Source organism: Bradyrhizobium retamae (genome assembly GCF_001440415.1).
Lineage (GTDB): Bacteria > Pseudomonadota > Alphaproteobacteria > Rhizobiales > Xanthobacteraceae > Bradyrhizobium > Bradyrhizobium retamae.
This window is the reverse complement of record NZ_LLYA01000170.1, coordinates 174,745-201,228: the sequence shown is the minus strand read 5'-3', so window position 1 is coordinate 201,228 and position 26,484 is coordinate 174,745. Positions and strand designations below refer to the sequence as shown.

Below are 26,484 nucleotides of genomic sequence, written 5' to 3'. Positions count from 1 at the left end.
AAATTTCTTATGAGAGTTGGAATCAATGGCATGGGCCGCATCGGTAGGCTTGCCCTGCGTGCGGCGCTAAGTGGCATACGGCGTCCCGAGAGCGATCCGCGCGCCAACAACCGTCTGGAGGTCGTCCATATCAACGAATTAAAAGGTGGCGTGGCGGCGACCGCCCACCTGCTCGAATTCGACAGCATTCACGGACGCTGGCACGAGCGGATCGAAGTTGAGGCCGACAAGACGATTGCAATCAGCAAGCAACGCATCGGCTTCAGCGAACTGGCACATCCGGGCGATATCCCGTGGGGCGATCTCGGTTGCGACGTGGTGCTCGAATGCACCGGAAAATTCCTGAAGCCGGACCAGCTGCAGGGCTACTTCGACCGCGGCGTCAAACGCGTGATCGTCGCCGCCCCCGTCAAGGACGAAGCGGCGCTCAATATCGTCGTCGGTGTCAACGATCAGCTCTACGACCCTGCCCGGCACCGGCTGTTGACGGCGGCGTCATGCACGACGAACTGCCTAGCGCCCGTCGTCAAGGTGATCCATGAATCAATCGGCATCCGCCACGGACAGATTACGACGATTCACGATCCGACCAACACCAACGTCGTCGTCGATGCTCCGCACAAGGATTTGCGGCGCGCACGATCGGCAATGCTGTCGATGCAACCGACCACCACCGGAAGCGCCACCGCCATTTCGCTGATCTATCCAGAACTCAAGGGCAAGTTGAATGGCCACGCCGTACGCGTACCCGTGTTGAACGCCAGTCTCACCGATTGTGTATTCGAGCTGCAACGTTCGACTACTGTTGAGGAGGTTAACCAGCTTTTCAAGTCAGCCTCTGAAAGCGTGCTGGCCGGTATCTTGGGACTGGAGACCCGCGCCCTGGTTTCGGCCGATTACAACAACGACCCCCGCAGCTCGATCGTCGATGCCTTGAGCACAATGGTGACGGACGAGACGCTGCTGAAGGTGTATGCTTGGTACGACAACGAGGTCGGATACGCCTGCCGGATGGTTGACCTCGCCAATATCGTCCGACAAGCGGGCGTATAGACCATGATCCGAAACTACCTCATCGTCACGGCATCCTACTGGGGCTTCACGCTGGTGGACGGCGCGTTGCGCATGCTGGTCCTGTTTCACTTTTTCCGGCTGGGATATACGCCCTTCACGCTCGCTTTCCTATTTCTCCTCTATGAGGCGGCTGGCATCGCCGCCAACCTCGCGGGCGGCTACTTCGCGTCGCGTTTCGGCATTCCCCGCATGCTCGCGGTCGGCCAGATGCTGCAGATCGCAGGATTGCTGATGCTCTCGGCGCTCAATCCCGGCTGGGGCGCCGCCCTATCGGTCGCATGGGTCGTCGTCGCTCAAGGCATCGCCGGAGTCGCCAAGGACCTGACCAAAACCGCGTCCAAATCGGCGATCAAGGCAACCTCCGCGGAGGGCAGCGGGCAGTTATTCCGGTGGGTCGCGTGGTTCACGGGCTCGAAGAACGCAATGAAGGGAATCGGTTTCTTCCTCGGTGGTCTTCTGCTCGATCTTGCAGGCTTTACCCATGCGCTGTGGTTGATGGCCGCCCTGCTCGGAATGGTCTTTGTCGCGGGGCTGCTGCTATTGCCGTTGCAGCTTGGCAAGGCGAAATCGTCAAAAACTATCCGCGAGCTATTCGGCAAGTCGCGTGGCGTGAATCTGCTGGCCGCCGCGCGCATCTTCATGTTCGGGGCAAGAGACGTCTGGTTCGTCGTCGGCCTGCCGGTGTTTCTCTACGCCTACGGCTGGAAATTCCTGCAGGTCGGCGCATTCCTGGCGGCCTGGACTATCGCCTATGGCGGTGTTCAGGCTATCGCACCCTCGCTCGTAAGCCGCAGCACGGACGGCCTGAGCCGCGAGGTGCCGGCGGCAAGAACCTGGGCCGCGCTTCTCGCGGCTGTCCCGATTGCGCTGGCAATTATCATGAACTCAACCGGCGTTGGACGCCCGGATATCGTCCTGGTGGTCGGATTGGCGCTATTTGGGTTACCCTTCGCCGTGAACTCGTCACTGCATTCGTACCTCATTCTGGCCTACGCCGGATCGGAAAAGGCCGCGGAGGATGTCGGCTTCTACTACGCCGCAAATGCGGTCGGCCGTCTTCTCGGCATCACTCTTTCCGGCGTGCTGTACCAGGTCGCCGGTATCACGGGCTGCCTGATCGGTTCCGCGGTCATGTTGCTGCTCTGCTCGCTGATTACATTCCTGCTTCCGCAAAACGCAGATCTATCGACGACAAGACCTGCCTCGGTCTGACCCCCAAGCAATAATCAACATCCCGGGCTTCCTTGCAGTTCCTTCACGCCCTGGAGCCCATCCGCTGATGGGCCGTTGCAATCGCTGAAAGGTCCGACGCGGCGTCTCGTTGCGGACCTGCGGCCGCTCTGCGCTCGGAGTAGCGGTCCGTCAGGGTCGCGACGTGGGGCCGGAGCAGGACCGTGAAGCGAACGAGCTCTTCGACGACGTCGACGATCCGTTCGTAGTAGCTCGATGACCTCATCCGCCCCGCCTCGTCAAACTCCTGGAATGCCTTTGGAATGCTCGACTGGTTGGGAATGGTGAACATCCGCAGCCAGCGCCCCAGCAGCCGTAGCGTATTGACGGCGTTGAAGGACTGCGAGCCGCCGCAAACCTGCATGACCGCCAGCGTTCGGCCTTGGGTTGGCCGCCTACCACCCATGTTGAGCGGCAGGTGATCGATCTGCGCCTTCATGACACCCGTGATCTGGCCGTGCCGCTCCGGGCTGCACCAGATTTGCCCCTCCGACCACATCGACAGCTCACGCAGCTCCTGCACCGCCGGATGATTGTCGCCCTTGAACTGATCCGGCAACGGGAGGTCTGATGGATCGAAAATGCGCGGTTCAGCTCCAAAGAAGCGGACGAGACGAGCGGCTTCCTCGACAACCAGACGCGAATACGAGTGCTCCCGCAGCGATCCGTAGAGAAGCAGGATGCGTGGCGGATGCCGGGGGCAGGCTGCAAGGCTGCTGGCCCGGTTTTGCGGTGCGTGGCGCATGTCGAGGGCGGGCAGGAAGTCGGGATCGGACAGTGTACGAACTCTCATACGCGTTCAGCCGTTGATGTGGGGTTCAAAGGAACAAGCGGTGCACGGGAACAGAACGTTGTAGATGAGATCAGACATCGGCCCTCCCCTTCGGCCTTGGCTGGCAACAGGGCATGAGGTCTTCGATGAGCGGCGCGCAGATTTCCGGCCGCCCGTCGCAACAATCCTGGAGCATGAACAGCACGACGCGACGCAGGCGGTTCAGCTCGGCGCGATAGACAGTCGAGCGGCTGAACCGCCGCGCCGATATCAGTCCGGCGCGCGAAAGCACCGACAAATGCGAGGACATGGTGTTTTGCGGAACCGCGATCGCCTTGGCGATGTCGCCAGCCGCAAGCCCGTCCGGCTCATATTTGACGAGCAAGCGAAACACATCGAGACGGGTCGATTGTGCGAGTGCGGCAAGCGCAACAATGGCATCCTCTGATTCCATACTTCTAGAACTATAGATAAATAGAGCGCGCTGTCAACGTTATTTCGATAATTCCAGAAATATGGTGGACATGGTCCCCGAAGCCTGAAATACTGCTTCCATGAAACTCGATGACGCCGCCGCCCATCTCGAAGCGCTGGGGAATCCGACCCGGCTCAAGATCTATCGTGCCCTGATCCGCGCCGGCGGCGCCGGACTTGCCGTCGGCCGCCTGCAGGAGAAATTGAAAATCGCGCCCTCGACCCTCTCCCACCATATCAAGGCGCTGGTGGTGGTCGGCCTCGTCACCCAGGTGCGCGATGCGACCACGTTGATCTGCCATGCCAACTACGAAGTGATGCGGGAGCTGGTGGGTTTTCTGGTTGCCGAATGCTGCACCGAAAGCGCCGAAACCAAGAATGCCAAGGCTGCGGCTTAGCTGCCGCTCTTTCGACCGATATTTCGATATTTCTAGTTATATGGGAGAACATCATGAGCGAGGCCAAGACAGTAGCGATCATCGGAGCCGGGCCGGTCGGCCTTGCCGCCGCCGCCCATGTGCTGGAGCGCGGCCTGCAGCCGATCGTGCTGGAAGCCGGCGACAAGGTCGGCTACGCCGTGCGGCAGTGGGGCCACGTGCAACTGTTCTCGCCCTGGGAATACAATGTCGACAAGGCGGCGGCGCGGCTGCTGGCGGCAACGGGATGGAATTCTCCCGAACCGGATCAGTATCCGACCGGCATGGAGATGGTGGAGCGCTATCTCGAACCGCTCGCGACCCACTCGGTGCTCGAGCCCTACATCCGCACCTCGAGCCGCGTCACCGCGATCAGCCGGGCCGGCTTCGACAAGATGAAGTCGAAAGGCAGAGAAAAGGCGCCGTTCGAAATTCGCTACCAGAACGGACAAGGTCCGAAAGTCGTCAAGGCTGATGCGATCATCGACGCTTCCGGCACCTGGCATTCGCCGAACCCTGCAGGCGCCAACGGCCTTTCCGCCATTGGCGAGGCTGATACCTTCGACAAGATCGCCTATGGGATGCCCGACGTCCTCGGCAAAAAACGCGCGCGCTATGCCGGCAAGACCGTCGCGGTGCTGGGCGCGGGGCATTCGGCGATCGGCACGCTGATCGATCTGGCGAAGCTTGCGGAGCAGGCGCCGGGCACCCGGCCGATCTGGCTGCTGCGCGGCAGCGATCCGGCCAAGGCTTTCGGCGGCGGTGCGAACGACAAACTGGTGGCTCGCGGTGAATTGGGCGCGGCCTTTGCCGCGTTGGTGACGGCAGGCAGCATCAAGGTCGAAAGCGAATTTCGCGTTTCGCATCTCATAGCCGACGGCCCGCGCCTCGTCGTCGGCGCCCTGTCCGCCTGCAGCGCCCGGCAGGCCGTGGTCGATGAACTGATCGTCGTGACGGGTTTCCGCCCCGATCTCGATTTCGTGCGCGAGTTGCGCATCCGGCTCGATCCTGCGATCGAATGTCCGATCGCGCTGGCGCCACTGATCGATCCGAACGAGCATAGCTGCGGCACGGTGCGTCCGCACGGCGCCCGCGAACTGGCGCAGGACGAGCCGGGCTTCTATTTCGCCGGCATGAAAGCTTACGGCCGCGCGCCGACCTTCCTGATGCTCACCGGGTACGAACAGGTGCGCTCGATAGCGGCCGACATCGCCGGCGACCGAGCTGCCGCAGAGCGGGTCGAACTGGTGCTGCCCGAGACCGGCGTCTGCAGCCTCCCGCTTGCACCTGCTGCCAGCAATTGTTGTGGCGGCCCCGCAATATCGGATGTTGACGCATGTTGCGTCGCGGATGAAAAAGCAAAGCAACAAGGCAAATCGGGATGTGGTTGCGCGTCCTCGGCATGAGGAGTGAATAGAATTTCGCTGGAAGGCCGATCCGTCATCGTTGCGATCTGCGTGGGACAGCTCGGCGTCGCGCTGGATGCGACCGGCGGGCCGCAAAATGAATCGGCCTGGATGGCGGCGTTCGCGGTGCTGGCAGCGGGCATCCTGCTCGGGCCGCTGGCGCTGCTGTGGTCAAGAAGGGAAACGGTCCAGTGAACCAGCTTCCCATCATTCTCGCCCTCGGCACGACACAGACCCTGGCCTGGGCTTCGAGCTACTATCTGCCGGCGATCCTCGCCGACCCCATCGCGCGCGATCTCGGTATATCCTCGACCTGGATATTTACCGCTTTCTCCGCCTCGCTGGTGATTTCGGCCCTGATAGGCCCGCGTGTCGGACGGCAGATCGACCTGGTCGGCGGCCGCTCCGTGCTGTCGCTATCCAATCTGGTGCTGGCGGGCGGGCTGGCGCTGCTCGGCTTCACTTCATCCATCCCCATGCTCGTCATCGCCTGGCTGCTGCTCGGCGTCGGCATGGGCGCCGGCCTCTACGACGCCGCCTTCGCCGCGCTCGGCCGCATCTACGGCGACGCCGCACGCCGTTCGATCACCGGCATCACGCTGCTCGCCGGCTTTGCCTCGACCGTGGGATGGCCGCTCTCTGCGTGGGGGCTGGAGACCATCGGCTGGCGCAACACCTGCTTTGCCTGGGCGGCCGCGCACATTGTGATCGGCCTGCCGCTCAACCTCCTAATGCTGCCGGCCGTGAAAGGCGCGAAGGCGGCGGTGGCGGCAGCCGTCAAGCCGCATGTCCCGATCGATCGCACCATGATCGTGCTCGCCTTCGTGTTCGCAGCCGCATGGGCCGTCACCGGCGCGATGGCGGCGCATCTGCCGCGCATCATGGAAGCGGCCGGCGCGACCACCGCGCAGGCGGTGTTCGCCGGCGCGCTGATCGGCCCGGCGCAGGTGGCCGCGCGGATCTTCGAGGCGGGCTTTCTCAGCCGCTACCACCCGCTGGTCTCGACCAGGCTTGCCTGCATCACCCACCCGATCGGCGCCGCCATCCTCGGCCTGGCCGGCGGCGGCGCGGCCAGCGTGTTCGCGCTGTTCCACGGCTCCGGCAACGGCATTCTGACGATTGCGCGCGGCACGCTGCCGCTCGCGATCTTCGGCCCGGAGAATTACGGCTATCGCCTCGGCATCATCGGCGCACCGGCGCGGATGGCGCAGGCCGCGGCCCCGCTGCTGTTCGGCCTATTGATCGAGGTCATGGGGGCGCGGGTGCTGCTCGTATCGTCGGCACTCAGCATCTCGGCGCTGCTGGCGCTGTTTCTGCTGCGCAAGGGATCGCCGAAGCTGCCAGTTGAGACGTGAGCCTACGGCTTCCTGATCTCCGAGGTCGCGATCCATATGCCCGCAAACACGGCGACCAGTCCAACAATGAGGTTGAGCGTGATCGGCTCGCCGACGAGCTGGGTGGCAAGCAGCCCGGCAGCAACCGGGTTGACGGTCATGGTGTTGGCCACACGCGTCGGCGACGCCCGCTCGAGCGCCAGCACCCACAGGATGAAGGCGAGGGCCCCGCCGGCGACGCCGAGATAGAGCCCCGCGATCCATTGCGGCGTTCCGAACTGGCCGAGCGATGCGACGCTGCCGGTCAACGATCCGACCAGGATCAGCGCCGCCGCGCCGGTGCCCATGCCCACGGTGAGGAAACCGAGCGCGCTGGACCGCTGGATGAACGGCCGGGACCAGACATTGTAGAACGCCATGCACAGCACCGCGCCGGTCATGATCATCTCGCCGCGCCACGCGCCCGCCGGCGCGGCCGACAATCCCGTTGCGAGTGCGGCGGCGACACCCAGCACCGCGATGCCGACCCCGATCGACTTCCGTTTCGTCAGCGGCTCGATGCCGAGCAGAGCACCGACCACCATGGTGTGCAGCGGCAACGTCGCCAGCGCGAGCGAGGCGCGCGCCGCGGTCGTGAACGTCATGGCAATATTGTAGAGAACGAAAAACACGCCGAAGAAGCAGAAGCCGAGGGCGGCGACGGCGGGCCAGTCCGCGCGCTTCGGCCATCGCGCCTTCATGAGCAGCGCCGCCGGCAGCACGCAGCAGAAGCCGATTCCCCATCGCAGGATCGCAAGCGTGATCGGATCTGTGTTACCGGCGAGATACCGCGTGATCGCCGCGGCACTGCCGCCGAGGCTGCTCGAGACCAGCGCGATTGCGACCCCGATCCATTCACCCAATGCCGCCCCCTGTCGCCCGCGTCGCTCCCGCGACCATATGGTGCGGGAAATCGCGCACGCGAGGCTCGATGGCGCTGCGATGAACCTTTTTGTCTTGCGCCGCGCGAACGGCACGCAAATGGCGGCAACTGTCAGTAGCCCATGTCGATCTCTCGTCTTGCGCGCGATGCCACGACGGGCTTAGCCTGCTTGCGGGGAAATCGCAGCCTCCCCGTCAAATGGCGATCCCATTCAAGCGCTGCTCGCTTTTGTATGGAGCGGGCATATGGATGGAACGACGCTCGAACTGCCGCTGTTTCTTCTCGCGACCTTCGTCGGCGCGCTGGTCGCAGGTCTCTCCGGCTTCGCCTTCGGCCTCGTCGTCTCCGCGATCTGGCTCTACATCCTCACTCCTCTGCAAACGGCGACGCTGATCATCGCGTTCGGGCTGGTCGTGCAGGGCTATTCGGTGTGGAAGCTGCGCGGCGCGCTCAACTGGCGAACGCTGTGGCCGTTCGTGGCCGGCGCCGCACTCGGCGTTCCCATCGGCGTCGGCATTCTGACCTGGGCGAACCCTGCCCATGTGCGCGCGGGCGTCGGCGCGTTCCTCGTGCTCTACAGCCTCTACGCGCTGCTGCGACCGGCCATCCCTGCGGTGAAAGCGGGCGGCGCCGCGGCCGACGCCGCCGTCGGTTTCCTCAACGGCGTGCTCGGCGGCATCGCCGGGCTAGCCGGAATTTTGGTGACGATCTGGTGCGGCCTGCGCGGCTGGCCCAAGGACGTGCAGCGCACGGTGTTCCAGCCGGTGGCCGTTGCGATCTTCGCCATGAGCGCCCTGTGGATCGGAGCCAGGGGCGCGATCACGCCTGACACGATCAAACTGTTTCTGATTGGTCTGCCAGCCTTGTTCGCCGGCACCTGGGCCGGGCTCAAGCTGTACGGCCGGCTGGATGAGGCGGCGTTCCGGAAGGTGGTGCTGGTATTGCTGCTGGTCTCGGGTGCGGTGCTGGTCATCTGATAGCAGCGGGGAGCGAAAAAAAGTCTCGATCGCGTCCGGTCAATTGAGCGTGAGTCTGCTGATGTCAGCGTGTGACCGCGTTGACACTCCGCATCAGTGTGGCTGAATGCGGCCATGGGGGCTTTGCGATCCCCCCACGAGGCGACATGCCCAAGTATCGCGTCCCGGTTTTCCGGAGGCGCATACGTATGCCCAAAATTCTCTCATCCATACCCCGACACTCGGCCGCGCTGCATTACGCCTTTGCGGGATGCCGCGCGCTATCCGGTCGATCTTTGGGACTCGCGCAAGGAGGAGAACGCCATGAAACATCGGCTCACATTAATCGCGCTCGGTGCTGCATTGCTGCTGTCGGAGGCCGCCCGCGCCGATGCTATCGACTGGAAGAAGGTGGATGCCGCCCTCGGCAAGACCGCCACGGTAAGCGGTGAAGTGCATCGTTACGGACTGCCGCGATCAGATCTGCACGTTACGCTGGACGGCGTCGCGATCAAGCCAGCATTGGCGCTCGGAGGCTGGGTCGCCTTCGCTCCCATGCACGGAGAGGCCATGCTGATGGGCGATCTGGTGTTGCTCGAGACCGAGATTACCCCTGTCATGACGAAGCTGCTGGACAGCGGATTGGATATTACCGCCATCCACAATCACATTCTCCGCGCCTCTCCTGCGACCTTCTATATGCATGTGGCCGGGCACGGCGATCCCGAGAAAATGGCAACCGCGATCCGTGCAGCGCTTTCATCGGCAAGCAAGACGCCGTTCGATCCACCGGCCACCACCTCCACCGCTGCGCCTGCGGTTGATCTCGACACAGCAAAGCTCGACGAGGCGATGGGCGCCAAAGGCACGGCGACTGGCGGTGTCTACCAGTATGGTATTCCGAGGCGTGATCCGGCCAAGGAAGGCGGAATGCAGGTCAACACGCCGCTCGGCGGCGCCAACGCCATCAACTTTCAGCCGACCGGTGGCGGCAAGGCCGCCATAACAGGCGACTTCCTCGTAACCGGCAACGAGGTCAATCCGCTGATCCGGGCGCTGCGTGCCGGCGATATCGAGGTCACCGCGATCCATAGCCACATGCTCGCAGAAGAGCCGCGGATGTTCTTCGTTCATTTCTGGGCCAACGACGACGCCCTGAAGCTGGCACGCAATATCCGCGCCGCGCTCGACAAGACGGCCGTCGCGCAGCACTGACCGCGCGGGACGTCAAGCTTCCTTTGGCGGCTTGATGCGGCGGAACGGAAACAACGGCGGCGCCGCGGTCGGCGCCGGCAGGCGGCATTCGTGACCAATCTGGCCACCAATTAGAAGTGCACCCCGACCAGATCCGCGAATTATCGCGTCAATCCATCCCTAAATTTCAATCAATTGCGTCGAACCGGCATAGCTTACCGTCAAGAACTTTTTGTCATGAGAAGCTAACCGGAACCCCGGTTTCCCGTAGTTTCGAGGCTCCGGCAGGTTGGAGCGCACAAGCTCTGAGATTGGCTATGAAGGAAGCGATCCGCTTACGTGAATTGGAGGCCGAGTGCCGTCAACGCGCGCTGAGAGAACCGGACAAGAAGTGGTATTGGTTGGCCCAGGCCGCCAAATATCAGGTGCAGGCAAGCCAGCAACTCGCCTTTGACTCGGAAGGGAGCAACACGCCCCACACGCCGGAGATCAAGCTGGCGCAATGGTCGCATGTCCGAGACGAGCGGCGCGTGATGGACCCCCTGCCCGACGGGCGGCGATCGCCTTGGTAGTCCCGCGAACCGCGTTGACGCGCCGGTCGCCGCATCGCGTGAAATCGCGTCACCGTCCCTGCTCCTCGGGCGGCTTGATATGGCGGAACGAGAACAGCAAAGCGAGATCGTAGGCGATCTTGAGCGTGCCGCAAACCACCAGCGGCAACCCCGTAAACGACGTCATCAAGAGCGCGCCCGAGATTGCCGGGCTGACGGCGGATGCGAGGCTGCGCGGCACGGCGGTGACGCTGGCGGCCGCGGGCCGTTCGGCCGGCGTCACCACGGCCATGACGTAGGAGGTGCGGGTCGGCACGTCCATCTGCGACAGCGCGGAGCGCAACAGCAGCAAGCCGAGCGCGACGTAAAGATTCGGCGCAAATGCCGCGAGGATCAAAAAGATGCTGGAGGGGATATGCGTGAACACCATGGTGTTGACGAGCCCGATTCGCTTGGCGATCCAGGCGGCCACTGGATAGGAAAAGGCGCTGAGCGTGCTCGACCAGAAGAAAAACAATCCGGCCGCGGATAATGACAGATCGAAGCGCTCAAACAGCCAGAGCACCAGAAGGGACTGCGCGACGAAACCGCCAGCAAATGAATCGATGCTGAACAGCGCTGCGAGCTTGTAGACCGTGCCGCGCGAAGGCCCGAGTGGCGCCTGAGGCGCCCGCTCCTCGCCGCGCTGATGCGGCACGTAGCGATAGAGCGCCGCGCAGGCGATGCCCAGCGCCGCATAGGCGTAGAACATCAGACGGAATGCGGCGAGTTTGGTGCTGCCGCCGGCGACAAGGAAATCCGGCAGCGAGGCCGCGAGCGAACCCGCAGCAGTGCAGAGCGCGCCGATCAGGCTGTAGCGCGCGAACACCTGCGTACGGCGCTCGTCCGTGGCGCTGTGCGCCAGCACCGCATGCTCGAGCGGCACCAGCACGCCGAGATCGCCGCCGGAAGCGTTGATCGTGCCGATGAATGCGACTAGCGCAATCAGCACAAAATGCTCGACGGCGGGAAAGGCGACGCCGGTGGCGGCCATCAGGCTGGCGCCCGCGATCAGCAGCGGCCGGAGGTCATGGCGCGGCGCGATCCAGCCCGTGATCAATGTCAATAGCGCCGTGCCAAGCAGCGAGGCCGTCGCGACGATGCCGACGGCGATCGCGTCATAACCTAGCGCGGTCATGTAGGCCGGCAGAATGATGACCGCAAAGCCGTCGCCGAAGCCGCGCAGGCCGCGTGCAACATAGAGCAGCCGGATCAGTGCGTTTCCGATCGAAGCCTTCGGTTCGGTCGCAATGCTTGTCATTCCGGCGTCCTCACGGCAAAGCGGTGATCGTTACCTGATCGAAGCGCGTCACACTGTCGGCCTTGGTCCATAGCGCAACAGCGCCCGCATCCCTGAACGTATCGTCCTTCACCTCGAACAGCACCGCTCCGTCATAGCTCACCGTGAACCGGTCGCCTTCGGCCCGCAGCGTGAGGGTGTGCCATTCATTCGATGTCACGCGAACGTTTGATGTACCGAGCTGCTGCCGCCGGCCGGCAACGACCCGATAAAAGCGGACATTGTCCTCAAGCGCGTTGGCGCGGGCGACGTAGTAATTGTCGAGGTCCATAAGCCGCACGGCAACGCCGCCGGCCTGGTCGATCCCGCCCGCGACGGGTTTAAAGCGCACCTGCATGACGAGATTCTTCGCCGAAAAGCTCTCATGTATGGCGAGCGGAAAGCGATAGTTGGTGCGGTCCTTGCTCTGCTGCTCGATAGCGCGGCCTACTTTGGCGGTCGGATCGGCGACGACGCTCCATTCGCCCTGCGCGCCCTGGCCGGTTCGCGCAAACGAAAATTCGGCCGGCGGGGAACCTATAGTCATGCGGTCGATGGCAATCATGACGTCTTCTCTTGCCATGGACGGCGGGAGTCCAGCGCATGCGAGCACGGCCGCGGTGAGCGTGACGCGCAGTGTTGACCTGACGGAACAAAAAAATATCGGCCCTGAACCATCCATGTGCGCTCCTCCCGACACGTCGGGTGTGCGCAGAGCTTGGACGATGGGCCGTCTGACGGGGAGCCTGCTTTGTCCCCGATGAGACAATCTAGGCCCGACCACGCCGTGGCGCAAGCATCGAGTCTGTAGGATAGGTGGAGCGAAGCGATATCAATCAACCCACGATCAGCCGATGATGGGTTTCGCTTCGCCCACCATTCTACGCACCGTTGACAACCATTGACAGCCGAACAGGGCTGCGCTTAATTCCGCGCATGGGGATGTTGCGATCTCCCCACGAGGCGACATGCCCAAGTATCGCGTCCCGTTTCTTTTTGACGAGGGCGCTGCCATGTCATCCTACACCACGATATCTCCAGACAAGCTTTCAAAATTGATCGGCACGGCCAACATGCCGGCCCTGATCGACGTTCGTACCGACGAGGATTTCGCGGCCGATCAGCGGCTGATTCCCGGCGCCGTCAGGCGCAACCACGAGGACGCCGCCTATTGGGGCGAGGAGTTTTCCGGCCGCTCGGCGATCGTCGTCTGCCTGCGCGGCCAGAAACTGGCGCAAGGCACCGCGGCTTGGCTGCGCCATCTCCATGTCTCGGCCGAAGCGCTGGAAGGCGGGTTCGAAGGCTGGAAGGCCGCAAAACTGCCGCTCGTGCCGGCGGCAAGACTCCCGGCACGCGACGCGCAGGGCCGCACCGTCTGGGTCACCCGCGCGCGGCCGAAGATCGACCGCATCGCCTGCCCGTGGCTGATCCGCAGGTTTGTCGATCCCAACGCGGTATTTCTTTTCGTCACGCCGCCGGAAGTGCTCGCGGTCGGCGAGCGTTTCAATGCCGCGCCGTTCGATGTCGAGAACGTGTTCTGGAGCCACCGCGGCGAACTCTGCACGTTCGACGTCATGATCGAGGAATTTGGGCTCGCGACGCCGCCCTTGCTGCGGCTGGCGGCAATGGTGCGTGGCGCCGACACCGGGCGGCTCGACCTGTCGCCGGAAGCGCCCGGCCTGCTCGCGGCTTCGCTCGGGCTGTCGCGGATGTTCGACGATGACCTCGAGCAGTTGGAAGCCGGCATGACGCTGTACGACGCGTTCTATCGCTGGTGCCGCGACGCGACCGGCGAGACCCACAATTGGCCGACCAGCAAGGCGAAACCGTAATGGATGCGACGATGAACAAGGTGGCCGAAGCCGATGTCGTCAGGGAAACCGGTCACGGCATCAGCTTCGGCGAGGCTTTCCGGGTCTGGCTGCGGGTCGCCATGCTGAGTTTTGGCGGCCCGGCCGGGCAGATCGCGGTGATGCACCGCATCCTGGTCGAAGAAAAGAACTGGATCTCCGAAGGCCGGTTTCTGCATGCGCTGAACTATTGCATGCTGTTGCCGGGCCCGGAGGCGCAGCAGCTTGCGACCTATATCGGCTGGCTGCTGCACCGGACCGCCGGCGGCATCATGGCGGGCGGGCTATTCATCCTGCCCGGCATCATCGCCATCATGGGCTTGAGCTACATCTATGCGGCCTACGGCAATGTCGGCTTCATCGAGGCGCTGTTCTTCGGGCTGAAGGCTGCAGTGCTGGCGATCGTGGTCCATGCGGTCGTCCGGGTCGGCAAGCGCTCCCTACGCAACCGCGTGATGATCGCGCTCGCGGCGATCGCATTTGTCGCGATCTTCTTTTTCAACGTCCCCTTCCCGGTCATCATCATCGCGGCCGGCGTGATCGGCTATTTCGGCGCGCGCAGCGGCCGGCCAGAGTTTGCCGCCATCGAACACGGTGGCGGCGGCAAGCAGTCCGCGGCGGTCGACAGCCTGCTCGGCGAGGAACTGCCCGACCATGTCCGCCCCAGCGTGGCGCGCGCGCTGCGTGTAAGCTCGATATGGCTGTTGCTGTGGGTGGTGCCGGTCGCGGCGCTGCTGATCGGGCTTGGACAGGCCAATGTGTTCAGCCAGATCGCGCTGTTCTTTTCCAAGATGGCGATGGTGACGTTCGGCGGCGCCTATGCGGTGCTGGCCTATGTGGCCCAGCAGGCGGTCGAGCATTATCACTGGCTACAGCCACGCGAGATGCTGGATGGCCTCGGCATGGCCGAGACCACGCCGGGGCCCTTGATCATGGTGCTGCAGTTCGTCGGCTTCATGGCCGCCTATCGCGACCCCGGCACGCTGTCGCCGATGCTGGCCGCGACGCTGGGCGGATTGTTGGCGACCTGGGTCACCTTCATCCCCTGCTTCCTCTGGATCTTTCTCGGTGCGCCCTACATCGAGACGCTGCGCGGCAACAAGGGGCTCGCGGGCGCGCTCTCTGCCATCACCGCCGCCGTGGTCGGTGTGATCCTCAATCTCTCGATTTGGTTCGGACTGCACACGCTATTCCGGCAGACCACGCCGGTTCGCTCGCTGGGGCTTTCGTTCGACATGCCGGTATGGGGAAGTCTCGATGTCGCAGCATTCGTGCTGGCGGCCGGCGCGGCGACGGCGATCTTCCGGCTTAACGTCGGGATGTTGTGGGTGCTGGCCGGATCGTGCGTGGCGGGCGTGGCGCTAAGGTTTGCGGGATTGGCGTAGCGCAGCTTCGTAGGATGGGTGGAGCGAAGCGATACCCATCAATACTTGTCATGACGCTGATGGGTATCGCTTCGCTCCACCCCATCCTACACATCCCTACACCCGATCGGCCGGCGCCAGCCTGCAGACGGCGGCATCGACTTCGATCTGCAAGGTGGAATGATGGATGTTGAAGCGATGCGACAACTCCTCGCAAACGTGATGCAGGAAGGCATCGTCACTGCCGCCGGGCCGTACGAGATGCGCGGTCAACGCGGTCTCGTTGGTGCTCATGGCCCAGACATGGAGGTCATGTACCTCAACGACGCCGTCCAGCCCGCCGAGGTAATCCTTCACATCGGAGAGCTCGATGCCGCGCGGCACGCCGTCTAGCGCGAGATTGACGCTGTCGCGGGCCAGACCCCATCCGCTCCAGAACACCACAGCCGCAATGACAAGGCTGATCGCGGGATCAAGCCACAGCCAACCGGTCAGCATGATGATGCCGGCGGCAACCACCACGCCGAGCGAAACGCCCGCATCGGCCGCCATGTGCAGATAGGCGCCGCGAATGTTGAGATCGCCGTGGCGGCCGCGCATGAACAGAAGCGCGGTAAAACCATTGATCGCGACGCCGAGCGCGGCGACCAGGACGACGGTCATGCCCGCGACCGGCGGCGGGGCATAAAAGCGATTGACCGCCTCGACGACGATGCCGCCGACGGCGACCAGCAGCAGTCCGGCATTGAACAGCGCCGCCAGAATGGAGGCGCGGCGATAACCGTAAGTGTGCCGCTGGGTCGGCTGCTTCTGCGCAAGCCACGCGGCGCCCCACGCCAGCAGCAGCGCGACTACGTCGGACAAATTGTGAACAGCGTCAGAGATCAGCGCCAGCGAATTGGCGGCGTAGCCGAAGATCAGCTCAGCAATGACGAACGCAGTGTTGAGCGTAGCGCCGATGGCGAACGCCCAGCCAAAATTATCCGGCGCGTGGCTGTGGCCGGCGTGACCGTGTGCGTGAGAATGATCGTGATGGTGCGCCATGCCACGGTATATAGCGCGACTAAAACTAAATACTATCACAGTGAAAAGATACGATCGTGGTGAGAAGATACGATCGTGCGGCTATCTCCGCCGTCGTCCCGGCCCTTATGCGCAATTGCGCATCAGGAGCCGGGACCCAACCACCGCCCTCAATCGTTGACGCGAGATGGAGCTCCAGCGAACGCTAACCACGAATAGTTGTGGTTATGGGTCGCTGCGTTCGCAGGGAGACGCAATCACCTCACGTCACTCCACGCCGCGCAAGAACTTGTTCGACTTCGGCAGGCCGTGCGCGAGGCGTCCGGCGTCGGCGCGGTTGCCGCGCCAGTCGAACAATTCCTTGGCGCTCATGCTCTGCTCGCGGCCGGCCGAATCCTTCCAGGTCAGCCCCGCCTTGAACTCGAACACCGCGACGTCTGACAGCTTGGCGCTGGAATATTTCTGCAGGCGCACGCCGCGGCCGCGCGCCATCTCCGGCACCTGGTCGAGCGGGAACAGCACCATCTTGTGGTTGGTACCGATCGCAGCAACGGTGTCACCTTGCACGGTCGCGATCGCGCAGGCCTCGTTCGGCATGGTGACGTTGAGCACCTGCTTGCCCTTGCGGGTATTGCTGACGCAATCCTCTTCCTTGACGACAAAACCCTGCCCCTCGCTGCTTGCGATCAGGAACTTTCGCTCGCCCTTGTTAACGAACAGCGAGACGATCGCGGCGTCCTGCTCGAGGTCGATGAACATGCGGATCGGCTCGCCATGGCCGCGTCCGCCGGGCAGTTTTGCCACATCGAGCGAATAGAATTTGCCGTTGGTGGCAAACAACAACAGCTTTGAGGTGGTCTCGGCAAAAAAAGCATGGTCGAGTTTGTCGTCGGTCTTGAAGGCAAGGCCCGAGATATCCTCGACATGGCCCTTCAGTGTACGCACCCAACCCCTCTCGGAGATCACGACCGTCACCGGCTCGCGCTCGACAAAGGCTTCCTCGATCGCGGCGAGATCATGCTCGGGCGCGTCGGCGAATTGCGTGCGGCGCTTTCCGAGCGGCGTCTTCGGCCCAAAGATGTCGCGCACCTTCCGAACCTGTTCGCCGACCTTGGACCATTGCTCGGCTTCGGACCCGAGCAGCGACTTGACGCCCTTCAATTCGTCGCGAAGGTTCTTGTCCTCGGTGCGGATTTCGAATTCCTCGAGCTTGCGCAAGGAGCGCAGCCGCATGTTGAGGATCGCATCGGCCTGGACTTCCGTCAGCTTGAACGCCTTGATCAGCGCCGGCTTCGGCTCGTCCTCGGTGCGGATGATCTTGATCACCTTGTCGATGTTCAGATAGGCAATCAGGTAGCCGCCGAGTATTTCGAGGCGGTTCTCGATCTGGGTCTTGCGATAGTTGGAGCGGCGCACCAGCACGTCGCGCAGATGGTCGAGCCATTCGCGCAGGCACTCGGCAAGCCCCACCACCTTGGGGATCTTGCCCTTGATCAGCACATTGAGGTTCAGCGAAATCTTGCTCTCGAGCTCGGTGAGCCGGAACAGCGATTCCATCATCAGCGCTGGATCGACCGCGCGGGATTTCGGCTCGATCACGAGGCGAACATCCTCGGCCGACTCATCCCTGACGTCGCCGACCAGCGGCAGCTTCTTCTCGTTGAGCAGTTCGGCGATCTTCTCGACCAGCCGGGATTTCTGCACCAGCCACGGGATCTCGGTGATGACCGCGATCCAGGTGCCGCGCGCGCCCTCTTCCTGGGTCCATTTGGCGCGGGTGCGGAACGAGCCGCGCCCCGTCATGTAGGCTTCGGTAATACTTTCCTTGGAATCGACGATGATGCCGCCGGTCGGGAAGTCCGGGCCCTTGACCCATTTCATCAGCGACTTCGACTTCGCCTCAGGCTTGTCGATCAAGTGCAGCGCCGCGTCGCAGAGCTCGGCGACATTGTGCGGCGGGATCGAGGTGGCCATGCCGACCGCAATGCCCTGCGCGCCGTTGGCGAGCAGGTTCGGGAAGCCGCCGGGCAGAACGACCGGTTCCTTGCTCTGACCGTCGTAATTGGCGCGGAACTCGACGCCGTCCTCGTCGATGCCTTCGAGCAGGAGCCGCGCGACCTCGGTCATGCGCGCTTCGGTGTAGCGGTAGGCGGCCGGGTTATCGCCGTCGATATTGCCGAAATTGCCTTGTCCATCGACCAGCGGATAGCGCGAGGCGAAATCCTGGGCGAGACGCACCATGGCGTCGTAGATCGCCTGGTCGCCATGCGGATGGAACGAGCCCATCACGTCGCCGACGATTTTTGCCGATTTCTTGAACGGGGTACCGGGGTCGAGCCTGAGCAGGCGCATGCCGTAGAGGATGCGCCGGTGCACCGGCTTCAGCCCGTCGCGGGCGTCCGGCAAGGCGCGATGCATGATGGTCGAGAGCGCGTAGGCGAGATAGCGCTCTTCCAGCGCATCACGCAGCATGACCTCGTGGATTTCGGCCGGTTCTTCCGGCGGTAGCTGTCGTTTTCCCATGGGGAGGGGTTAGACTCTGCTGATAAATCCGGCAAGACGTATGCCGATGCAATTTTCTGATGTCGTCCCTGCGAACGCAGGGGCCCCTAACCACAGGTGTTTGTTGGAAAAATGACTCGACAGCCCGGCACCAAACGACCACTGCGGCATATGGCTCCTGCGTTCGCAGGGACGACGGGTTACGGCAGCGGGTTCAGGCCGACGAACTGATTCGCGCCCGATGCCGCGTCACCGCATTGATGAACCCGTCCCGGGCGTCGGAATGGCCCTGCCCGCGCGGCTCCAGCACGTGGCGGAGCAGGAACAGGCCGGTCAGGCGAAAACCGTCCTGCAGGTCCTGGTCCGACCAACTGTTCGCCCCGGCCTCGCCTTCGCGCAGGAAGGCCGGCAACCGCAGCAGGCGATCCCGATAGGGCTCGCCGGCCTCCCGCGAGACGGCGCCGCCGGATTTCGGCGAGACATAGATCAGGTCGGAGGTCGCGCCGGTCGCGGCGCAGTTTTCCAGATCGAGGCCGAAGCCGAGCTCGGCGAGCATCGCGAGCTCGAACCGGATCAGGTGCGCCGCCGCGCCGCCGGCGTCGTCGAAGTCGTCCAGCGTGCGGTCGAGCATCTCGTAGATGTCCTCGTGCGGGTCACGTTCCGGCAGCAGCCGCGCCAGTGCGGCCAGATGGGTAACGCCATAGACCGCATGCGAGGACGCGAGCAGCGTTGCGGCGCGCAGCCGCGTGCCCTCGATGGCGTAGGTACCGAGATGTTCGTCGAGCCGCGCCCGCCACACGGCGGTGACGCTGTTGCCGGGCTGCAGCAGCGGCCGCATCCGCGAGGAGGCACCGGCGCGCACCAGGCCGAGATGTCGGCCATGCCCGCGCGTCAAGAGCTCGACGATGGCGGAGGATTCGCCATGCCGCCGTACGCCCAGCACGATGCCTTCGTCGGTCCATTCCATGGGCGGGAGCTTACAGGATTTGGGAGCCTGTAGGGTGGGCAAAGCGTAGCGTGGCCACCATCCACGACGAGCCACTGGATAGATGGTGGGCACGGCGCCGAGCGCCTTTGCCCCCTACCGCAGCCCTGCATCACTCGTTGAACCACCCCACCGCATCGCCGGTGAACGAAAAATACAGCCCCGCCGCAGTCAGCGCGCAGGAGATCACTTCGATGCCGCTGTCGAACTGAATGCCCTTCTCGCCGATCATTTGCGCAAGCGAAATCACCGACAGCACCAGCACCGCGGTGAGCACCCAGCGTGGCCAGTTCTTGCGGTGCTCGGCGGCGAGCCGGACGAGATAGACCAACAGCAGAATCAGGCCGGCCGCCATCAGCGTTCCGGTGCCGATCATCTGCTCCGTCATCTTCGGGGTCGGCGTGCGATCCTGGAACGCCACTGACACCGCATCCAGCGTTAGCGACAGATACAGCAAAACCTCAAACCACAGCACGTTTCTCGGTACGGTCATCGGGCTCGTTCTTGGTAATTGGTGGGTCATGTTCCTAGCCCCGTCATTTCGAGGAGCGAATGCGACGAAGCTATCCATCTTTCTGCGGCTGTATGGATTGCTTCGCGGAGCCCGTCATCCGGCGGCGCTTCGCGCCGACCGGGTGGCTCGCAATGACGCGCCCTCACTATTCCTTGGGGAACTCCAGCCCCATTTCCCGGTAGCGGTCGGGGTCGTCGCCCCAGTTCTCGCGCACCTTGACGAACAGAAACAGGTGCACGGGCACGCCGACAATTTCGGCGAGCTCCTTCCGCGACTCCGCGCCGATCGACTTGATGGTGGCGCCGCCTTTGCCGAGCACGATCTTGCGCTGGCTCTCGCGCTCGACAAAGATCGTCTGTTCGATCCGGACCGACTTGTCCTTGCGCTCGGTCCAGCTATCGGTCTCAACGGTCGATTGATACGGCAGTTCCTGGTGAAGCTGGCGGTAGATCTTTTCCCGGGTGATTTCCGCCGCCAGATGCCGCAGCGGAGCATCCGACATCTGGTCCTCGGGATAATGAAATGGACCCGGCGGCACGCTCTTTGCGAGCGTCTTGCGCAGGTCGGCGACACCGTCGCCCGACAGTGCCGAGATCATGAAGGTGTGCTCGAACTTCATCCGCTCATTGGCGGCCTGCGCCAGCGCCAGTAGCTTCTCGCGCGGGATCAAGTCGATCTTGTTCAGCACCAGGATTTTCGGGTGCGCAACCGTCGCAAGCTTGTTCAGGATCGCGTCGGCCTCCTCATCGATTCCGGCCTTGGCGTCGAGCAGCACGCAGACCAGGTCGGCATCGTGGGCCCCGCTCCAGGCGGTCGACACCATGGCCCGGTCCAGCCGCCGCTTTGGCAAGAAAATGCCGGGCGTGTCGACCAGAATGATCTGCGCATTGTCCTCGATCACGATACCGCGGATCAGCGCGCGTGTCGTCTGCACCTTGCGCGAGACGATGGTGACCTTGGAGCCGACCAACGCATTGACAAGGGTGGATTTGCCGACGTTGGGGGCGCCGATCAGCGCGACGAAACCGCAGCGGGTCTCGGCAGACGCGCCGGATACGGGTTCAACTGTCATTGCCGCCGACACCTTCGCGTTCGATCATCACGGAGGCTGCCACCTTCTCGGCTGCGCGCTTGGAGCCGCCGACGCCTTCGGCGGGCGCCAGTCCCGGCAAGTCGACAGCGACGCGGAATTGCGGGTCGTGATGCGGCCCGGTGCGCTCGATCTCGCGATAGACCGGCGTCGGCAAGCCCTTGCTCTGGGCCCATTCCTGCAGCACCGTCTTGGGATCGCGCAGCGGCCGGCGCGGTTTGCGCATCCGCTCCAGCCAGTTGCGCTCGACGAATTGCGACGCCGCCGCATAGCCGCCGTCGAGATAGATCGCCCCGATCACCGCCTCGCAGATATCACCGAGAACGGATTTGCGCAGGCGCGCGCCCGCCCCTGCGCCCACCGCGCCAAGCTTGATGTCATCGAGCAGCCCCAGCGATTTGGCGACGTCGGCGCAGCTTTCCTTGCGCACGAGGTCGGCGAGACGTTTGGACAATTCGCCTTCGTCCGCCCTCGGATAGGCGCGATACAGCATGTCGGAGATAATCAGCCCGAGCACGTGGTCGCCGAGGAACTCCAGCCGCTGATAACTGTCGGCGCGATGTCGGGTCGCGGGCTTCAAGGCCGAGACATGGGTAAAGGCGGTCGTCAGCAACGTCGGATCGGAAAATTTGTAGCCGATGCGCCCCTCGATCGCGGCAGCCGCAGCCTTCGCGCCGGCCTTGCCGCGCTTCTTCTTCGGCGCAGCTTCGCGGGGCGCATCCGCCTGCTGGCCCGGCCCGCCGGGGGCCGATGTGTCAGGAATGATCGCTGTCTCGTCGTTCATCGCACAATTGTGAATAGGCGATTCCAGCGCACGGCGGTCGGCCAGCGCCAGAACATCCAGGCGTGTTCGCCCTCGGCAATGGAGAAGAAGATCATCTGCGCCCGGCCGACGATGTTTTCGAACGGTACGTAGCCCACCGCCGACAGCACGCGGCTATCGGTGGAGTTGTCGCGATTGTCGCCCATCATGAAGAAGTGGCCGGGGGGCACGGTATAGACGTTGGTGTTGTCGTAGAAACCGTTGTCGACGCAATCGAGCGATTCATAACTGACGCCGTTCGGCAGCGTTTCCTTCCAGCGCTTGACGCGTGCGGTGGCGTCGGAGCCGCAGGGGTCCTCGCCGATGAAGTCGGAAAGCCGCTCGCGCTTGACCGGCTTGTCGTTGATGTGGAGCAGCCCCTCGCGCATCTGGATGCGGTCGCCCGGCAAGCCGATCACGCGCTTGATGTAATCGGTGGAGTCGTCCTTCGGCAGACGGAACACGACGATGTCGCCGCGGTTCGGCTCCGAGCCGAAGATGCGGCCCGAGAACAGTGGCGGCGACAATGGAATGGAATAGTGGCTGTAGCCGTAGGAATATTTCGAGACGAACAGGTAATCGCCGACCAGAAGCGTCGCCTTCATCGATCCCGAAGGGATGTTGAACGGCTGGAACAGGAAGGTGCGGATCACGAGCGCGATCAGAAGAGCGTGGATGACGACGCGGATGGTTTCACCCAAGCCGCTTTCAGATTTTGTGCCGGATGTCACGCTCATCGCTTTCCCAATTCCCGCGGGCCCCAGCCCGCACGGTGGCAGAACGTTTTCCGCACGCGAATCGCAAAATACGTTCGCGTCAGGAAAATGGTCTAGATAACTGATATTGAGAGCCAATTCCGACGGTAACCGGAATCGGCCCTGGCTCGAACAGGTCGTTGGCGGCGTTTTTAGACGGTTGTTGGTGGGCGCGCAATCAAGCGCCTTGTCAAAACTTTATAATCCATTGATATCTCAATGATTTTTAGTTTTCCCGCTTCCCCGACGCAAACGCCTGCGCGGCTCATGATTTGCCGGGTGCGACCGCCGAAATTATGACGAAGGCCTGCGCCAGCGGCCAGTCGTCGGTGATTGACAGATCGATTCGCGCTTCAAAGCCATCCGGCGTCAGCGCTTCGAGCCGGGCCAGCGCGCCGCCGGTGAGTTTCATGGTCGGCCGTCCCCCCGGCATGTTCACCACCCCCATGTCCCGCCACCAGACGCCACGCCGGATGCCGGTGCCGAGCGCCTTGGAACAGGCCTCCTTGGCCGCGAACCGCTTGGCATAGGTCGCGACCACCATTTTTTCGCTGTTGGCGCGGCGCGCCGCCTTGGCGCGCTCGGTGTCGGTAAAGATACGGTCGAGGAAGCGGTCACCATGGCGCTCGATCACCTTGGCAACCCGTGTGATGTCGATCAGGTCGGAACCGATGCCGATGATCATGGCCGGCCCGCGACTTTCTGGCGGCCGCGGTCCATTGCGGAGCGCATCTGCCGCACAGTCTCGCCAAGGCCGACGAACAGGGCCTCCCCCATCATGAAATAGCCGATGTTGAGCTCGGCGATCTCGGGCAGCGCTGAAATCGTCTCCGCGGTCTGGTAGTCGAGGCCATGGCCGGCATAGACCTCCAGCCCCGCCGCGCGCGCCAAGGCGGCGCCCTCGACGATCCGCCGCCATTCCGCCTCGGCCTTGTCAGCGTGGCCATCGACCACGGCGTCGCACCAGCCGCCGGTGTGGATCTCGATCACGGGCGCGCGCAACTTTGCCGCCATCTCGATCTGCGGCGGGTCGGCGGCGATAAACAGCGACACCCGGATGCCGGCATCGTTGAGCCGCGCGATGAACGGGGCCAGCACGTTGTGCTGGCCGACCACGTCCAATCCGCCCTCGGTGGTGAGTTCTTCGCGGCGCTCCGGCACCAGGCATACGGCGTGGGGTTTTATCGCGAGCGAAATCCGCAGCATGTCTTCCGTTGCCGCCATCTCGAAATTCAGCGGTTTTGATATTTCGGCCTTCAGCCGGGCCATGTCGCTGTCGCGGATGTGCCGGCGGTCTTCACGCAGATGCGCGGTGATGCCGTCGGCGCCTGCCTCGATCGCGAGCAGCGCGGCGCGCACCGGATCCGGCCGCTCGCCGCGCCGCGCGTTGCGCAAGGTGGCGACGTGGTCGACATTAACGCCGAGACGGAGCGGAGGAACGGGCATGACCGGACTCACAGGCAAGCTTACGGGCGACTTCGATAGCACAGAACGTCATGCGCGGGCGTGACCCGCGCATCCATCTACTTGAGAAGGATGGATTGCCGGATCGCTCAGTGCAAGAGACGCGCTTCGCGCTTTTGCCCTGCAATGACGATATCGCCTACCCATTGACGCGCTCGACCTTGGCGACGACGGCCTTGGCACGCAATTGAGCGATAATTGCACTGAGATGCTTGAGGTCATAGACCTCGAGATCGATGGTCAACTCGGTGAAATCGGGCGAGCGGCGCGACATGCTGATATTGTCGATATTGCCGTCGTGCTCGGCGATCACGGTGGCGACCTGGGCGAGGCTGCCGGGCTCGTTGACGTTGTGCACCAGGATCCGCGCCGGGAAACGCTGCGGCATGGATTCATCGATATCCCAGCGCACGTCGAGCCAGCGCTCCGGCTCCTCCTCGAAATCCTTCAACGCCGGCGACTGGATCGGATAGATCGTGATCCCCTCGCCCGGCGTGACGATGCCGACGATGCGGTCGCCCGGAACCGCACCGCCGTTCGGCGCAAATTTCACCGGCAAATCCGAATTGATGCCGCGCACCGGGATCACAGAGGTGCTGCGCGCCGGTTGCGGCGGCGACTTCAGCTTCAATTTCACCGCGAGGCTCTTCTTGGCCCCGTACTTCACCAACCGCTCTTCCTTGTAGTCCGGGTACATCGCGCGGGCGACGTCGGAGGCCTTCAGTTCACCCCGTCCGACGGAGGCCATCACGTCCTCGATCGAGGCGCGCGCCAGGCGCGGCAATGCACCCTTCAGCTTGTCGTCGGCGTATTCGATCTTGGCACGGACAAACAGGCGGTCGACGATGCGCCGGCCTAGTCCCGCATATTGATCGCGCACCGCGGTACGCGTGGCGCGGCGGATCGCGGCGCGGGCCTTGCCGGTGACCGCAAGCGATTCCCAGGCCGAGGGGGGCGCCGACTGCGCCTGCGAGGTCAACACCTCGACCTCGTCGCCGTTCTGCAATTCGGACGACAGCGGCGCGAACTTGCCGTTGATCTTGCAGCCGACCGCTGAGTTGCCGACATCAGTATGCACGGCATAGGCGAAGTCGATCACATTGGCCTGCCGCGGCAGCGCGATCAGTTTGCCCTTCGGGGTGAAGCAGAACACCTGGTCGTGGAACAATTCGAGCTTGGTGTGCTCAAGAAACTCTTCCGGATTGGCGCTTTCGGAAAGGATGCCGACGGTGTGGCGCAGCCAGGCAAAGGCGTTGGATTCGTGCTTGAGCCGCTCGGTCGGCGAGCCCATGCCTTCCTTGTAGAAGGCATGTGCTGCAATGCCGAATTCGGCGATCTGGTTCATTTCCTCGGTGCGGATCTGCAGCTCGACACGCTGGTTGCCGGGTCCGATCACGGTGGTGTGCAGCGAGCGATAGTCGTTCTGCTTCGGTGTCGAGATGTAGTCCTTGAAACGCCCCGGCACCACCGGCCAGGTGGTGTGCACCACGCCAAGCGCGCGGTAGCAAGACTCTGCGTCGTTTAGAATGATGCGGAAGCCGTAGATGTCGGACAGTTGCTCGAAGCCGACCGACTTGCGCTCCATTTTGGTCCAGATCGAGAACGGCTGCTTGCGGCGGCCATAGACGCGCGCAGTGATCCCGTTCTTCTGCAGGTTCTTGGAGAGCTGGCTTTCGATCTCGCCGATCAGATTACGGTTGCGGTCGGCAAGCGCGTCGAGCCGCTGCTTCACCACCGCATAGGCTTCGGGATCGAGCACGTGGAAGGATAGATCTTCCAGTTCCTCGCGCATCTCATGCATACCCATGCGACCAGCGAGCGGCGCATAGATATCGAGCGTCTCCTCGGCAATGCGGCGGCGCGAGGCGTGCGGCACGAATTCCAGCGTGCGCATGTTATGCAGGCGATCGGCGAGCTTGATCAGAAGCACGCGGACGTCGTCGGCGATCGCCAGCAAGAGCTTGCGCAGGTTCTCGGCCTGCTTGGCTTCGCGCGAGACCAGCTCCAGCCGCTTCAGCTTGGTGAGCCCTTCGACCAGCGCGCCGATCTCGTGGCCGAAGATATTGTCGATCTCGGCGCGCGTCGCCTCGGTATCCTCGATGGTGTCGTGCAGCAGCGCCGCGACGATGGTGGCGTCGTCGAGCTTGAGATTGGTCAGGATCGCCGCGACCTCGAGCGGATGCGAGAAATAGGGATCGCCGGACGCGCGCATCTGCGTGCCATGCGCCTTCATGGCGTAGACATAGGCGCGATTGAGCAGGTCTTCGTTGGTATCCGGATTGTACGTGCGGACGCGCTCGACCAGATCGTATTGCCGCATCATTCGCGAACGCGGCGATTTCGGCTTCTCCGGCACGGGCGACCCCGGCGCAACCGCGACCTGGCCGGTCGCGGCCTGCATTTGCCGGGAGCTGCGGCGCCAATACGCCATCACATCACTACCTTCTTCCACCACACCCGGACGGGTCCCGCCGTTACGTATCTCACT

Annotated in this window: 26 protein-coding genes; 11 read left to right on the top strand and 15 right to left on the bottom strand. The window is 63.4% G+C overall.

Annotated elements, in window-relative coordinates; genetic code table 11:
• Positions 1–9 precede the first annotated feature (9 nt).
• On the top strand, positions 10–1,053 hold the full coding sequence (locus tag CQ13_RS26335; protein WP_057845728.1) for an ArsJ-associated glyceraldehyde-3-phosphate dehydrogenase: 1,044 nt from the start codon (positions 10–12) through the stop codon (positions 1,051–1,053).
• A 3-nt stretch (positions 1,054–1,056) separates the two neighbouring features.
• A complete protein-coding gene (gene arsJ, locus CQ13_RS26330; protein WP_057845727.1) occupies positions 1,057–2,286 on the top strand; it encodes an organoarsenical effux MFS transporter ArsJ in 1,230 nt (409 codons plus the stop codon).
• Positions 2,287–2,329: 43 nt separating this feature from the next.
• Here the strand turns inward: arsJ and arsH are convergent, their stop codons facing one another.
• Both arsH and CQ13_RS26320 read right to left on the bottom strand, forming a co-directional pair.
• Positions 2,330–3,097, bottom strand: a complete 768-nt coding sequence (arsH, locus tag CQ13_RS26325; RefSeq protein ID WP_057845726.1) for an arsenical resistance protein ArsH — start codon at positions 3,095–3,097, stop codon at positions 2,330–2,332.
• 70 nt (positions 3,098–3,167) lie between these two features.
• On the bottom strand, positions 3,168–3,530 hold the full coding sequence (locus CQ13_RS26320) for an ArsR/SmtB family transcription factor (RefSeq protein WP_057845725.1): 363 nt from the start codon (positions 3,528–3,530) through the stop codon (positions 3,168–3,170).
• A 100-nt stretch (positions 3,531–3,630) separates the two neighbouring features.
• Between CQ13_RS26320 and CQ13_RS26315 the strand changes: the two genes are divergently transcribed.
• Genes CQ13_RS26315 through CQ13_RS26300 form a run of 4 tightly spaced genes read left to right on the top strand, consistent with a single transcriptional unit; the run spans position 3,631 to position 6,727 of the window.
• Positions 3,631–3,948, top strand: a complete 318-nt coding sequence (locus CQ13_RS26315) for an ArsR/SmtB family transcription factor (protein ID WP_057845724.1) — start codon at positions 3,631–3,633, stop codon at positions 3,946–3,948.
• 53 nt (positions 3,949–4,001) lie between these two features.
• Positions 4,002–5,372: an NAD(P)-binding domain-containing protein gene (locus tag CQ13_RS26310; protein ID WP_057845723.1), complete on the top strand. Its 1,371-nt coding sequence runs from the start codon at positions 4,002–4,004 to the stop codon at positions 5,370–5,372.
• A gap of 3 nt (positions 5,373–5,375) precedes the next feature.
• Positions 5,376–5,567 carry a hypothetical protein gene (locus CQ13_RS26305; protein WP_057845722.1) on the top strand — a complete coding sequence of 64 codons (192 nt, stop codon included), beginning with the start codon at positions 5,376–5,378 and terminating at the stop codon, positions 5,565–5,567.
• Positions 5,564–6,727 (top strand): MFS transporter, encoded by a 1,164-nt coding sequence (locus CQ13_RS26300; protein WP_057845721.1) that lies wholly within the window; start codon positions 5,564–5,566, stop codon positions 6,725–6,727. The genes CQ13_RS26305 and CQ13_RS26300 overlap by 4 nt, the downstream gene beginning before the upstream one ends.
• Before the next feature lie 2 nt (positions 6,728–6,729).
• Here the strand turns inward: CQ13_RS26300 and CQ13_RS26295 are convergent, their stop codons facing one another.
• A complete protein-coding gene (locus tag CQ13_RS26295; protein ID WP_057845720.1) occupies positions 6,730–7,608 on the bottom strand; it encodes a DMT family transporter in 879 nt (292 codons plus the stop codon).
• Between the two features lie 265 nt (positions 7,609–7,873).
• On the opposite strand from CQ13_RS26295, the gene CQ13_RS26290 reads away from it, so the two are divergent.
• The 3 genes from CQ13_RS26290 to CQ13_RS26280 all read left to right on the top strand — a co-directional run bounded on the left by CQ13_RS26290 (position 7,874) and on the right by CQ13_RS26280 (position 10,350).
• Positions 7,874–8,605, top strand: a complete 732-nt coding sequence (locus tag CQ13_RS26290; protein ID WP_057845719.1) for a sulfite exporter TauE/SafE family protein — start codon at positions 7,874–7,876, stop codon at positions 8,603–8,605.
• A 303-nt stretch (positions 8,606–8,908) separates the two neighbouring features.
• Complete coding sequence (locus tag CQ13_RS26285) at positions 8,909–9,799, top strand: DUF1259 domain-containing protein (protein WP_057845854.1); 891 nt, start codon at positions 8,909–8,911, stop codon at positions 9,797–9,799.
• A gap of 296 nt (positions 9,800–10,095) precedes the next feature.
• Complete coding sequence (locus tag CQ13_RS26280) at positions 10,096–10,350, top strand: hypothetical protein (protein ID WP_057845718.1); 255 nt, start codon at positions 10,096–10,098, stop codon at positions 10,348–10,350.
• A 49-nt stretch (positions 10,351–10,399) separates the two neighbouring features.
• On the opposite strand, the gene CQ13_RS26275 is transcribed toward CQ13_RS26280, so the two are convergent.
• Together CQ13_RS26275 and CQ13_RS26270 are read right to left on the bottom strand one after the other, a co-directional pair.
• Positions 10,400–11,629 carry an MFS transporter gene (locus CQ13_RS26275; RefSeq protein WP_057845717.1) on the bottom strand — a complete coding sequence of 410 codons (1,230 nt, stop codon included), beginning with the start codon at positions 11,627–11,629 and terminating at the stop codon, positions 10,400–10,402.
• A gap of 10 nt (positions 11,630–11,639) precedes the next feature.
• Complete coding sequence (locus CQ13_RS26270; RefSeq protein ID WP_057845716.1) at positions 11,640–12,212, bottom strand: hypothetical protein; 573 nt, start codon at positions 12,210–12,212, stop codon at positions 11,640–11,642.
• A gap of 448 nt (positions 12,213–12,660) precedes the next feature.
• Here CQ13_RS26270 and CQ13_RS26265 point away from each other — a divergent pair, with 448 nt between their 5' ends.
• The gene (locus CQ13_RS26265) at positions 12,661–13,479 is read left to right on the top strand and encodes a chromate resistance protein ChrB domain-containing protein (RefSeq protein ID WP_057845853.1); all 819 of its coding nucleotides are present in this window, start codon (positions 12,661–12,663) and stop codon (positions 13,477–13,479) included.
• An 11-nt stretch (positions 13,480–13,490) separates the two neighbouring features.
• Complete coding sequence (gene chrA / locus CQ13_RS26260) at positions 13,491–14,882, top strand: chromate efflux transporter (RefSeq protein ID WP_430649714.1); 1,392 nt, start codon at positions 13,491–13,493, stop codon at positions 14,880–14,882.
• 96 nt (positions 14,883–14,978) lie between these two features.
• On the opposite strand, the gene CQ13_RS26255 is transcribed toward chrA, so the two are convergent.
• The 10 genes from CQ13_RS26255 to CQ13_RS26210 form a co-directional block, all read right to left on the bottom strand.
• Positions 14,979–15,905, bottom strand: a complete 927-nt coding sequence (locus CQ13_RS26255) for a cation diffusion facilitator family transporter (protein ID WP_057845714.1) — start codon at positions 15,903–15,905, stop codon at positions 14,979–14,981.
• Positions 15,906–16,151: 246 nt separating this feature from the next.
• Positions 16,152–18,407, bottom strand: a complete 2,256-nt coding sequence (gene parC / locus CQ13_RS26250) for a DNA topoisomerase IV subunit A (RefSeq protein WP_057845713.1) — start codon at positions 18,405–18,407, stop codon at positions 16,152–16,154.
• Between the two features lie 193 nt (positions 18,408–18,600).
• Positions 18,601–19,353 carry a DNA repair protein RecO gene (gene recO, locus CQ13_RS26245; RefSeq protein WP_057845712.1) on the bottom strand — a complete coding sequence of 251 codons (753 nt, stop codon included), beginning with the start codon at positions 19,351–19,353 and terminating at the stop codon, positions 18,601–18,603.
• 130 nt (positions 19,354–19,483) lie between these two features.
• Positions 19,484–19,864 carry a hypothetical protein gene (locus CQ13_RS26240; protein ID WP_057845711.1) on the bottom strand — a complete coding sequence of 127 codons (381 nt, stop codon included), beginning with the start codon at positions 19,862–19,864 and terminating at the stop codon, positions 19,484–19,486.
• Positions 19,865–20,030: 166 nt separating this feature from the next.
• Positions 20,031–20,957 (bottom strand): GTPase Era, encoded by a 927-nt coding sequence (gene era / locus CQ13_RS26235; RefSeq protein ID WP_057845710.1) that lies wholly within the window; start codon positions 20,955–20,957, stop codon positions 20,031–20,033.
• The gene (gene rnc / locus CQ13_RS26230) at positions 20,947–21,759 is read right to left on the bottom strand and encodes a ribonuclease III (protein WP_057845709.1); all 813 of its coding nucleotides are present in this window, start codon (positions 21,757–21,759) and stop codon (positions 20,947–20,949) included. Before rnc ends, era begins: the two co-directional genes overlap by 11 nt.
• Positions 21,756–22,514 (bottom strand): signal peptidase I, encoded by a 759-nt coding sequence (gene lepB, locus CQ13_RS26225; RefSeq protein WP_057845708.1) that lies wholly within the window; start codon positions 22,512–22,514, stop codon positions 21,756–21,758. The genes rnc and lepB overlap by 4 nt, the downstream gene beginning before the upstream one ends.
• Positions 22,515–22,797: 283 nt before the next feature.
• A complete protein-coding gene (acpS, locus tag CQ13_RS26220; protein WP_057845707.1) occupies positions 22,798–23,217 on the bottom strand; it encodes a holo-ACP synthase in 420 nt (139 codons plus the stop codon).
• On the bottom strand, positions 23,214–23,978 hold the full coding sequence (locus tag CQ13_RS26215; protein ID WP_057845706.1) for a pyridoxine 5'-phosphate synthase: 765 nt from the start codon (positions 23,976–23,978) through the stop codon (positions 23,214–23,216). The genes acpS and CQ13_RS26215 overlap by 4 nt, the downstream gene beginning before the upstream one ends.
• 157 nt (positions 23,979–24,135) lie before the next feature.
• A complete protein-coding gene (locus CQ13_RS26210) occupies positions 24,136–26,427 on the bottom strand; it encodes a RelA/SpoT family protein (protein WP_057845705.1) in 2,292 nt (763 codons plus the stop codon).
• Positions 26,428–26,484 lie beyond the last annotated feature (57 nt).

Bases quoted from the DNA above. Each gene is read 5' to 3' on its own strand.
- CQ13_RS26310 (WP_057845723.1), top strand. From the start codon at position 4,002: ATGAGCGAGGCCAAGACAGTAGCGATCATCGGAGCCGGGCCGGTCGGC.
- era (WP_057845710.1), bottom strand. From the start codon at position 20,957: ATGACAGTTGAACCCGTATCCGGCGCGTCTGCCGAGACCCGCTGCGGT.
- CQ13_RS26265 (WP_057845853.1), top strand. From the start codon at position 12,661: ATGTCATCCTACACCACGATATCTCCAGACAAGCTTTCAAAATTGATC.
- acpS (WP_057845707.1), bottom strand. From the start codon at position 23,217: ATGATCATCGGCATCGGTTCCGACCTGATCGACATCACACGGGTTGCC.
- CQ13_RS26240 (WP_057845711.1), bottom strand. From the start codon at position 19,864: ATGACCGTACCGAGAAACGTGCTGTGGTTTGAGGTTTTGCTGTATCTG.
- CQ13_RS26215 (WP_057845706.1), bottom strand. From the start codon at position 23,978: ATGCCCGTTCCTCCGCTCCGTCTCGGCGTTAATGTCGACCACGTCGCC.
- CQ13_RS26335 (WP_057845728.1), top strand. From the start codon at position 10: ATGAGAGTTGGAATCAATGGCATGGGCCGCATCGGTAGGCTTGCCCTG.
- chrA (WP_430649714.1), top strand. From the start codon at position 13,491: ATGAACAAGGTGGCCGAAGCCGATGTCGTCAGGGAAACCGGTCACGGC.
- CQ13_RS26285 (WP_057845854.1), top strand. From the start codon at position 8,909: ATGAAACATCGGCTCACATTAATCGCGCTCGGTGCTGCATTGCTGCTG.
- CQ13_RS26210 (WP_057845705.1), bottom strand. From the start codon at position 26,427: ATGGCGTATTGGCGCCGCAGCTCCCGGCAAATGCAGGCCGCGACCGGC.
- arsJ (WP_057845727.1), top strand. From the start codon at position 1,057: ATGATCCGAAACTACCTCATCGTCACGGCATCCTACTGGGGCTTCACG.
- CQ13_RS26280 (WP_057845718.1), top strand. From the start codon at position 10,096: ATGAAGGAAGCGATCCGCTTACGTGAATTGGAGGCCGAGTGCCGTCAA.
- CQ13_RS26275 (WP_057845717.1), bottom strand. From the start codon at position 11,629: ATGACAAGCATTGCGACCGAACCGAAGGCTTCGATCGGAAACGCACTG.
- recO (WP_057845712.1), bottom strand. From the start codon at position 19,353: ATGGAATGGACCGACGAAGGCATCGTGCTGGGCGTACGGCGGCATGGC.
- CQ13_RS26270 (WP_057845716.1), bottom strand. From the start codon at position 12,212: ATGATTGCCATCGACCGCATGACTATAGGTTCCCCGCCGGCCGAATTT.
- CQ13_RS26315 (WP_057845724.1), top strand. From the start codon at position 3,631: ATGAAACTCGATGACGCCGCCGCCCATCTCGAAGCGCTGGGGAATCCG.
- CQ13_RS26255 (WP_057845714.1), bottom strand. From the start codon at position 15,905: ATGGCGCACCATCACGATCATTCTCACGCACACGGTCACGCCGGCCAC.
- lepB (WP_057845708.1), bottom strand. From the start codon at position 22,514: ATGAGCGTGACATCCGGCACAAAATCTGAAAGCGGCTTGGGTGAAACC.
- CQ13_RS26290 (WP_057845719.1), top strand. From the start codon at position 7,874: ATGGATGGAACGACGCTCGAACTGCCGCTGTTTCTTCTCGCGACCTTC.
- CQ13_RS26320 (WP_057845725.1), bottom strand. From the start codon at position 3,530: ATGGAATCAGAGGATGCCATTGTTGCGCTTGCCGCACTCGCACAATCG.
- parC (WP_057845713.1), bottom strand. From the start codon at position 18,407: ATGGGAAAACGACAGCTACCGCCGGAAGAACCGGCCGAAATCCACGAG.
- rnc (WP_057845709.1), bottom strand. From the start codon at position 21,759: ATGAACGACGAGACAGCGATCATTCCTGACACATCGGCCCCCGGCGGG.
- arsH (WP_057845726.1), bottom strand. From the start codon at position 3,097: ATGAGAGTTCGTACACTGTCCGATCCCGACTTCCTGCCCGCCCTCGAC.